The sequence below is a fragment of the Magnetococcales bacterium genome (genome assembly GCA_015231175.1).
In the GTDB taxonomy this organism is placed as follows: Bacteria; Pseudomonadota; Magnetococcia; order Magnetococcales; family DC0425bin3; genus HA3dbin3.
The window spans coordinates 58,520-66,717 of record JADGBZ010000011.1 but is presented as its reverse complement, the minus strand read 5'-3'; the positions used below and the strand labels follow the sequence as shown (position 1 = coordinate 66,717).

Sequence of the window (8,198 nt, the reverse complement as noted above, 5' to 3'; positions counted from 1 at the left end):
CAAGCAGCCAGAGTTGGTGAAGATATGGAGAATCAAAATGTCCGAAACCGTGACTGTGGATGATGTCTGGAAAGCGTTTCTGGAAACAGATCGCAGAATGCAAAAATTGCAGGAAATGCAAGCCGAAACAGACCGCATCATGCGAGAGATGAGTGCAGAATCTGACCGCATCATACGGGAAAACAGTCTCGCGATGCGGGAGATGAATGCCGAGACCGATCGCAAGATGCAGGAAACGGATCGCAAGATGCAGGAAACGGATCGCAAGATGCAGGAAACCGATCGCAAGATCAAACAGGTGACGCAGCAGATTGGTCAATTGGGTGGTCGTCTGGGAGAGTTCGTCGAGGGTTTGGTCAAACCGGCCTGCATCGCCATGTTCAGGGAACGCGGCATTCCGGTGGACGAGGTCTATTCCCGGGTCATCAGGGAACTGGGTGATCAACGGGTGGTGGAGATCGACCTGCTGGTGGCCGATACGGTGGCCGCCATCCCCATCGAGGTCAAAAGCCACCTCAAGGTGGAAGACGTGCGCCACCACCTCGACCGATTGGATCAGTTCAAAAGCCTGTTCCCACGCTATGCCTCCTGCCAGATATATGGCGCGGTGGCCGGGATCGTCATCGCCGCCGAGGCCGATCAATTTGCCATGAACCAGGGCTTGTTCGTGATCGTCCAGTCCGGGGAGACCGTCAAATTGGCCAACAAACCGGACTTCAAACCAAAAATATGGTAGATGATTTTTGGCCAGGGTGGCTGTTTCTGCTTTGCCACATTCTCCCAGCTCCCTGGGCAAGGGCTGCGGATTGCGGTGGTGTCCGACATTAACCTGATTGCATGATATGGCGTAAGTTTTCTCCGACTTGGCAACATTGGCCATGGGAGGAGAAATCAATGCTGCCCTTGGAGGTCTGTTGTTGCCAGAATCCAGATTGCCCGGATGCGGGGAGCGGGTCATGTATGGTCAACTGAAGAGTGGGTCTTGTTTCCGGCCAGACCAGTCAGGTCAACATGGGATACCACTCGAAAACCCTCTGGCCCAAGCAGCCAGAGTTGGTGAAGATATGGAGAATCAAAATGTCCGAAACCGTGACTGTGGATGATGTCTGGAAAGCGTTTCTGGAAACAGATCGCAGAATGCAAAAATTGCAGGAAATGCAAGCCGAAACAGACCGCATCATGCGGGAGATGAATGCAGAATCTGACCGCATCATACGGGAAAACAGTCTCGCGATGCGGGAGATGAATGCCGAGACCGATCGCAAGATGCAGGAAACGGATCGCAAGATGCAGGAAACGGATCGCAAGATGCAGGAAACCGATCGCAAGATCAAACAGGTGACGCAGCAGATTGGTCAATTGGGTGGTCGTCTGGGAGAGTTCGTCGAGGGTTTGGTCAAACCGGCCTGCATCGCCATGTTCAGGGAACGCGGCATTCCGGTGGACGAGGTCTATTCCCGGGTCATCAGGGAACTGGGTGATCAACGGGTGGTGGAGATCGACCTGCTGGTGGCCGATACGGTGGCCGCCATCCCCATCGAGGTCAAAAGCCACCTCAAGGTGGAAGACGTGCGCCACCACCTCGACCGATTGGATCAGTTCAAAAGCCTGTTCCCACGCTATGCCTCCTGCCAGATATATGGCGCGGTGGCCGGGATCGTCATCGCCGCCGAGGCCGATCAATTTGCCATGAACCAGGGCCTGTTCGTGATCGTCCAGTCCGGGGAGACCGTCAAATTGGCCAATAAACCGGACTTCAAACCAAAAATATGGTAGATGATTTTTGGCCAGGAACCATCTCCCGACCTGCTCAGCCGCCATTGTTGTCCGGGGGTGTCATGCGGGGCGAGGTCGTCAGTATCGGTACCGACCTCCCGTTATGGTCTGGCTGCTGACAAAAGGCGGGATGCGCCCGACAAGCCCTTCGAGCATGATCAACTCATCGTCGGTATGGTCGATCATTTGCGCTTTTTCAATGGTTGGCGTGTGACTCCCGGAGTGACGGAGGGTGTAGGGAGAGTCGTGGTGGCGGGTTTTGATCTCCTCGCGAACATGTGGCTCCCCGATGCTGCTGAGAACCACCTGACCATAGCAGGTGCAAACGTAGCTTCTGTCAGATGCGTGGTCCAGATAGAGCCCGGTGCCTCGAACGCCGATCATGGCAATGGGTGTTTTGATGAGGTGTGGACCGGAAGCGAATGCGGACAACACCGCGCCCCGCTTCAGGGTGAAACCGATGAGGCGATGCATATCCGCCGTCGCTGCGGAAGCCGAAGGTTTCACATGGTTGTCGGGATCCCCGGCCTTCGGCCCGGCCTCTGCGCTGGATATGAACGGGATGCCGCCATGGCCACGCACCATGTCGGCAATGGAAAAACGTGGCCCGGTGGTCACCGTCGCAGGGTGGACTACGGAACCCGCCGGCAGGGAGGCCAGTTCGAGCGTGCTGTTCTCCCGTATGAGAAAAGCATCCTCCCCCAAAACCAGCGCCAGGCTGCTGGATGCCCCGGTGGTGACAACTCCGTCAAGTTGCGGCACGGACCCTTTGTGGACAGGTTGGCCGTTAAAACGAACATCACCATGCAGGTGGCGTACCCCTTGGGGGAATGAATCTTTTCCCGTCGCGCACCCTTGCAGGAACGCCAAAGCCCAAGGCGTCCCGTACCAAAGCGCCAACCGTGACAGAAATTCTCTTCGATTCAATCGCGTTCCCCTGAGTTCGGTATTGCTGCGAATGAACGTCATGTTGCCGTGCGCAGATAGTCCTGCAACATGGCCTGGATCTGGTCGTCTTCGGGCTCACGTAATCCTGTGCGGTACTCATAGCGTTGCCGATCATCAAAAGCCGTATATTTTTGGTGATTCTCCCAAACCCATCGACAGAATGCCGCAAAAGAGGTTCCCCGGGCCCATGGTCGATCCGTGGCGCTACCCAAGGCGTTGGCAACATCGTCTGGCGTGACGAAATCGAATACAGACATGCGCGTTCCTCCCGTTCAAGAGCGTGGATGCCCGGTAACTATTCACCACCCGCCAACGAATCGGGATCCAGGGGGCTGGCTCCCTGGCGGGGCCAGGGCAGAGCCCTGGTGGGGTTCGGGGCGAAGCCCTGACAAAGGCTTTCATGTCCAAGCTTTCCTTGAAAGGGTGGTGAATAGTTACCGAAATTTAATAAAATAGCGCAGATCGGTTCGTCTGGGGAGATCCAGTCTGTCCCGAGTGTAGCGGGCTTTCACCAAATCTTCCACCACATCCAGGGCCAGGGTATCGACACGATTGGCCAAGGTGAACCGTACCCGGCGGGGATATTGCCACAAAAAAAAGCCCTAATTCTGGCAGGAGCGGGTATGTCCACCTTGACCGTGCCTGTTTGGGCAATGCACATTGTGGCCTTTTGCGGGGCAGATGTGGTCAATGGAGGGGGCATATGGAACAAAGTTTGTTGGGCTATGTCGTTCTGGGGGCATTGGCCTGGTTGTTGAGTGAAGCACGCGACAAAATTCGCTGGCGGGTCGTAGGCGCGGGTGTGCTGATCCAGTTTGTTCTCTCCTTCGCCTTGCTCAACTTTCCTGGGGTGAAAGCCTTTTTTTTGCTGCTCAACAATGCGGTTCTGGCCCTGGAAAAGGCCACCCAGGCGGGTACCTCCTTTGTATTTGGTTATTTGGGAGGTGGTTCCGCTCCATTCGCCGCCGGTGGTCAAGGAAGCACATTCATTTTAGCTTTTCAGGCCTTGCCCATGGTGCTGGTCATCAGCGCCTTGTCGGCACTTCTCTATTATTGGCGGATTCTCCCCTGGATGGTGAAGGGTGTCGGTTGGGCCCTGCAAAAGGGGATGGGCGTGGGAGGGGCTCTGGGGTTTGGTACGGCGGCCACCATCTTCATCGGCATGATCGAGGCGCCTCTGCTCATTCGCCCCTATTTGAAAGAGATGACCCGCAGTGAGCTTTTTGCCTTGATGACCTGCGGCATGGCCTCCATTGCCGGCACGGTGATGTTTCTCTATGCGGGTATCCTGGGTTCTGTCATTCCGGACGCCATGGGCCATATCCTCATCGCCTCCCTGATCCATGCGCCAGCAGCCCTGACGGTGGCTTTCCTCATGGTTCCGGAGTTGGACAAACCGACCGCAGGGCAATTCGTCCCGAGCCAAACCGCCAGTGGCCCCATGGACGCCATCAGCCAGGGTACCCAGGATGGCTTGCATCTCTTTCTGCAAATCATCGCTTTTTTGGTGGTGTTGGTGGCTTTGGTGGCCCTGGTCAATGGATTTTTTTCATTGTTGCCGACCGTGCAGGGGGATCCTCTCACCCTGCAAAGGATATTGGGTTGGCTGATGGCGCCGGTTGCGTGGTTGCTGGGCATTCCCTGGTCCGAGGCGGTCACCGCCGGCTCACTGTTGGGCACCAAGACCGTCCTCAACGAGTTCATCGCCTATGTCGATCTGGCCCATCTTCCAGCCGAAGCGTTGAGCATGCGCAGCCGCCTTATCATGACTTACGCCATGTGCGGTTTTGCCAACCTGGGCAGTCTCGGTATCCTGATCGGCGGACTGGGAACCATGGTCCCGGAACGGCGAAACGAGGTGGTCGCATTCGGCTTCAGGACGATCCTCTCCGGTACATTGGCCACCTGTATGACCGGAGCGCTGTTTGGCGTGTGGTGGCGGGGGTAGTCGGCAGACCCTACCTGGCCCCGGTTCGGAGCGCCGCATGACCACCGACTTTCCCGAGGATCTCCGCCAAAGGCCAATGGGGGGGGCCGTCGAGAAAGATCGTTTCGTGGGGCGTCTCTACTGCCAGGGAGTAGATCCCTTTTGATTTGATTCGCCTTTTCAAGGTATCGTGCCATGTCTGTTTCTGTTCGGTGAGATCCTGCTCCAACCTGCGGGCAAGCGACTCGCTGGAGGGACCGTACAGGTTGACAAAAAATCCGCGCCGCCTGCCATGCCACAGCCAGTCGGCAAACTTGTCGGGTTCACCATATAAGGCATCCAGCAGAATCACCCCACGCAGTCGCTTGTCACGCTCCCCTGGCCCGGAGAAACCCCGGTCCAGGGTGTACGCCACCGCCCGGTAACCGCCGCTGAAGGCGGCCAGAATCACCGGGGCCCGCTTGAACCGGGCGGCGAACCGCTTGTCCACCTCCCTGCCCAAAACGCGCGCCACGTCTTTGAGCATGTTGCTGAAGCCACGGGGGAGGTAGAGTTTGCCGGGGCTGGAGTCTGCCGCATTCAGGGCCATCTGGGGCGCTACCAGTACCGCGTTGCGGTTGGCAGCGTCCAACTGCTGCAACAGGGCCATCTCTTCCACAAGGGTGCGGACGATCTCCGTGTGATGCCCGTGGAAAAACACCAAAATTTCAAAGGGGGCATCGGGCCTGAAGGCTGGAGGGAGGTGTATCAGAACCCGGTTGTCCTGGTAATGGAGGGATTCGGGATAGGCCATGCCCGAGTCCACGGTATGCACCCGTTGACCGGTGACAGGATCCGTGTGATCGAAAAAAGGCTGCTCCGTATCCCCGGAGGGTCCATCATAGGGGAACGGGGCGTGCGGCAACCGGGCCAGCAGGGTTACATGACAGGTGGGCTCCATCCGGCAAAGAACCTCATGGTTGTCGTGCGACTCTCCTGCCCAGGCTACGGTTCCCCCCTGTACCAGCACTGTCAGGAGCGACCCGATCCACACGAGGTCGCGGACGCGACGGAAGGACGTGACAAATCCACAAAGCATGGCCAAGCCAGCAGGTAGAGGGCGCCGGCCAGATAAAGGTTGGCCGAAAGACCCACACTCACGGCAATGAGCGGAACGAGCACTGCACCAATAACGGAAAACATGCCATTGATGCCCCATGCCCACAAGAAAAAAGGCTCCTTTCCCAACCGGGTCAGACAGGTCATGGCCGTCGCGAAGGGAAACCCCATGAGAAAGGCCGGCGGAAACAAAAGCAGGATACAGGCGACAGTACGCCAGGAGAGGGTGCCGATCATCGCCAGCCATGATTCCAGGGCAAAGCCGTATAGACCCAGGATGGCCGCAATGGCCAGAAAAATGCGCGGCATGACAGTCGCGGCCTGCGCCTCATACCGCCCGGAGACCATGGATCCCAGACCGGTGCTGATCAGCATGCCGGTAATCAGCACGCTGGTGGAGATCACCTGATTGCCCAGGGCGCTGATAAATTTGCCGATCAGCGCCACCTCCACCAGAATATACCCCAGCCCGACGGCAGCAAAGTAGCCAAGCGTCCCAAGCTTGCCTGGATGTGGCGAAAACAGAGTGCGCCAGCCAAACAGGATGGGCAGTGAAAGCAACAGCGCTCCCGCCAGAATCGACTGCCCCAGGGTCAACCACAGGAGCAGATACCCCCATTCGTCGGAAATGACCTCAAGACGTCCGGCAAAGGCGGGAAGATCCATAAGCCGCACGGACCCGGCAAAATAGGGACGATCATTGGTCAAGGGGCTTACATCAAAGGGGTAGCTCCGTATCTCCTCCAGATTTTCGTTATGCATCATACGGCTCAGCATGAGGCGATACAGGGAGGGTACGGATAGATCCACCCCTTCCTCGTCAGACGTTGGTTCTTCTGTGTCGGAGGCATTTGTGGTTTTGCCGCCTCTCCCTAAAACCACCTCCCGATATCCTGCAAGCAAAGCCCTGGCATCGCCCTGGAAGCGTTCGCCAGGCCGATAGACCACATCAAAGGCCATTTCCCGGGCATGGTCATCCAGCTTGGCCAGCTCCTCGGGCGAAAATCCACCCCTTTTGTACAGTACGGTGGTGGTGGAGAGGAATACCTGCAAAACATAGAACGAGTCAGCCGCCAACTCATGTGCGGTTGCCCGTCCTGCCTCCGCCATGGTCGAAAAGAGCCGCAGGGTGGATTTGGGGGGATCCTCCTTGTTCCATACCGTCACGGCCAGTACGCCGCCTGGTTCGAGGGCGTCCATGTAGGCGGTCATGGCCTCCCGGGTGTACAAAAATTTTTCCGTCACCGCAAAACCACCAGGACTGGATAGCCCGGTGGAGTCGGCCAGGCTCAGATCAATCACCTGGAAGCGCTGCTTGTTGGTACGCATGAAGAGGTGGCCATCCACGGGGGCCAGCGTCAAGCGGGGATCAGCCAGAAAATTGTCGGTGAAACTCCGGATAGCCTCGCTGGCGAAGGCCTTTGGGATCATCGGGTTGCCTTCAGCCACGACCACGTGTTTCGCCCCCTCGGCCAGGGCCACCCGTGTAGAGATGCCGCCACCAAACTGCACGACGAACACCCTCTCCGGCTGCGGCTTGAGCAGATAGGGGATGAACATGGGTAAAAAGCGATCATAATCGGCTTGTTCTCTGGGAAGAGCCTTCATGATGCCGATGGGACCATCGCTGTCCACATACATGCCGACATAGGCGTTTTCTGGCAGTTTTCCCATGCTCAGGGAGGCCATGTCACTCAGGCCGGGGGCAAAATGAAAGTAGGAACTCCCGTAGATTTCCAGCAAGCCATGGGCGCCGGCAGCCTGGTACAGGCGTTTGGCATCCGGAAACTTGGTGGCGTAACTGACCCCTTTGTAGGGAGAGACCTGAATCTGCGGCAGCAGGAAGAGCAACAGCAGCGCAACCACTCCAGAAAGGCTCACCAACCAGGGGGCGCGTCGGTCTCCCCAGGCATGAAACCAGGCCAGGGCGCCTCCCCACCACAACAACAGGGGCAACAGCAGGAGGTGTTCCGGCAGAAGCAGGTGCATGGCAGCCAGGCAGAGCAATCCGGTTATACCTGAGCCGGTCATATCCGCCGCATAGGTCAGCTGGAAACGGTTGCGTCCGACCAGAAAGCAGATGCCGAGCAGGATCGCCCCGAGCAGAAAGGGCGCGGCATAGGCAAAGAGATTGATGGCCAGGTTGAAGGCCTGCTGGACATCGGCCAACAGGAAAATGGGATTGAACTGGGCGCTCTGGGCTACCACGTTGCCCAGCACCATCACGGGGCCAAACAGGAGCAGGGCAAGCCGGGCGATCAACTCAATCCGGTGTTCGAAGGCCTCCCGCCCCAGGCACATGATGGTGCTGGCCAAGCCGAAACCAAACATGGCAACACTTACGACCAGAGAACCAAAATGCGCCCACCCCGAGATGGCGTAAAGTCGCATGATGGTGATCTGCAACGCGATGATGGTTCCTGCAATGAGAAACACCGCCAGCAAAAAA

The 8,198-nt window shown here is 57.6% G+C and carries 8 protein-coding genes; 3 read left to right on the top strand and 5 right to left on the bottom strand.

Features of this window, described 5'->3' with window-relative positions; all coding sequences use genetic code 11:
- Window positions 1–37: 37 nt before the first annotated feature.
- Together HQL63_04425 and HQL63_04420 are read left to right on the top strand one after the other, a co-directional pair.
- Window positions 38–736, top strand: coding sequence for a DUF3782 domain-containing protein (locus tag HQL63_04425; GenBank protein MBF0176079.1), 699 nt, complete (start codon window positions 38–40; stop codon window positions 734–736).
- Window positions 737–1,077: 341 nt separating this feature from the next.
- On the top strand, window positions 1,078–1,776 hold the full coding sequence (locus HQL63_04420) for a DUF3782 domain-containing protein (protein ID MBF0176078.1): 699 nt from the start codon (window positions 1,078–1,080) through the stop codon (window positions 1,774–1,776).
- Window positions 1,777–1,854: 78 nt separating this feature from the next.
- Here the strand turns inward: HQL63_04420 and HQL63_04415 are convergent, their stop codons facing one another.
- From HQL63_04415 to HQL63_04405, 3 genes are all read right to left on the bottom strand, one after another.
- Window positions 1,855–2,703 (bottom strand): hypothetical protein, encoded by an 849-nt coding sequence (locus HQL63_04415; GenBank protein MBF0176077.1) that lies wholly within the window; start codon window positions 2,701–2,703, stop codon window positions 1,855–1,857.
- A 38-nt stretch (window positions 2,704–2,741) separates the two neighbouring features.
- Window positions 2,742–2,981, bottom strand: a complete 240-nt coding sequence (locus HQL63_04410) for a hypothetical protein (protein ID MBF0176076.1) — start codon at window positions 2,979–2,981, stop codon at window positions 2,742–2,744.
- Between the two features lie 177 nt (window positions 2,982–3,158).
- Window positions 3,159–3,317, bottom strand: coding sequence for a hypothetical protein (locus tag HQL63_04405; GenBank protein ID MBF0176075.1), 159 nt, complete (start codon window positions 3,315–3,317; stop codon window positions 3,159–3,161).
- Between the two features lie 110 nt (window positions 3,318–3,427).
- Here HQL63_04405 and HQL63_04400 point away from each other — a divergent pair, with 110 nt between their 5' ends.
- The gene (locus tag HQL63_04400) at window positions 3,428–4,672 is read left to right on the top strand and encodes a nucleoside:proton symporter (protein ID MBF0176074.1); all 1,245 of its coding nucleotides are present in this window, start codon (window positions 3,428–3,430) and stop codon (window positions 4,670–4,672) included.
- 10 nt (window positions 4,673–4,682) lie between these two features.
- Here the strand turns inward: HQL63_04400 and HQL63_04395 are convergent, their stop codons facing one another.
- Together HQL63_04395 and HQL63_04390 are read right to left on the bottom strand one after the other, a co-directional pair.
- Window positions 4,683–5,729 carry a hypothetical protein gene (locus HQL63_04395; GenBank protein MBF0176073.1) on the bottom strand — a complete coding sequence of 349 codons (1,047 nt, stop codon included), beginning with the start codon at window positions 5,727–5,729 and terminating at the stop codon, window positions 4,683–4,685.
- Entirely contained in the window at window positions 5,663–8,191 is a 2,529-nt protein-coding gene (locus HQL63_04390; protein ID MBF0176072.1) for a hypothetical protein, read from the bottom strand. The genes HQL63_04395 and HQL63_04390 overlap by 67 nt, the downstream gene beginning before the upstream one ends.
- Window positions 8,192–8,198: the final 7 nt, after the last annotated feature.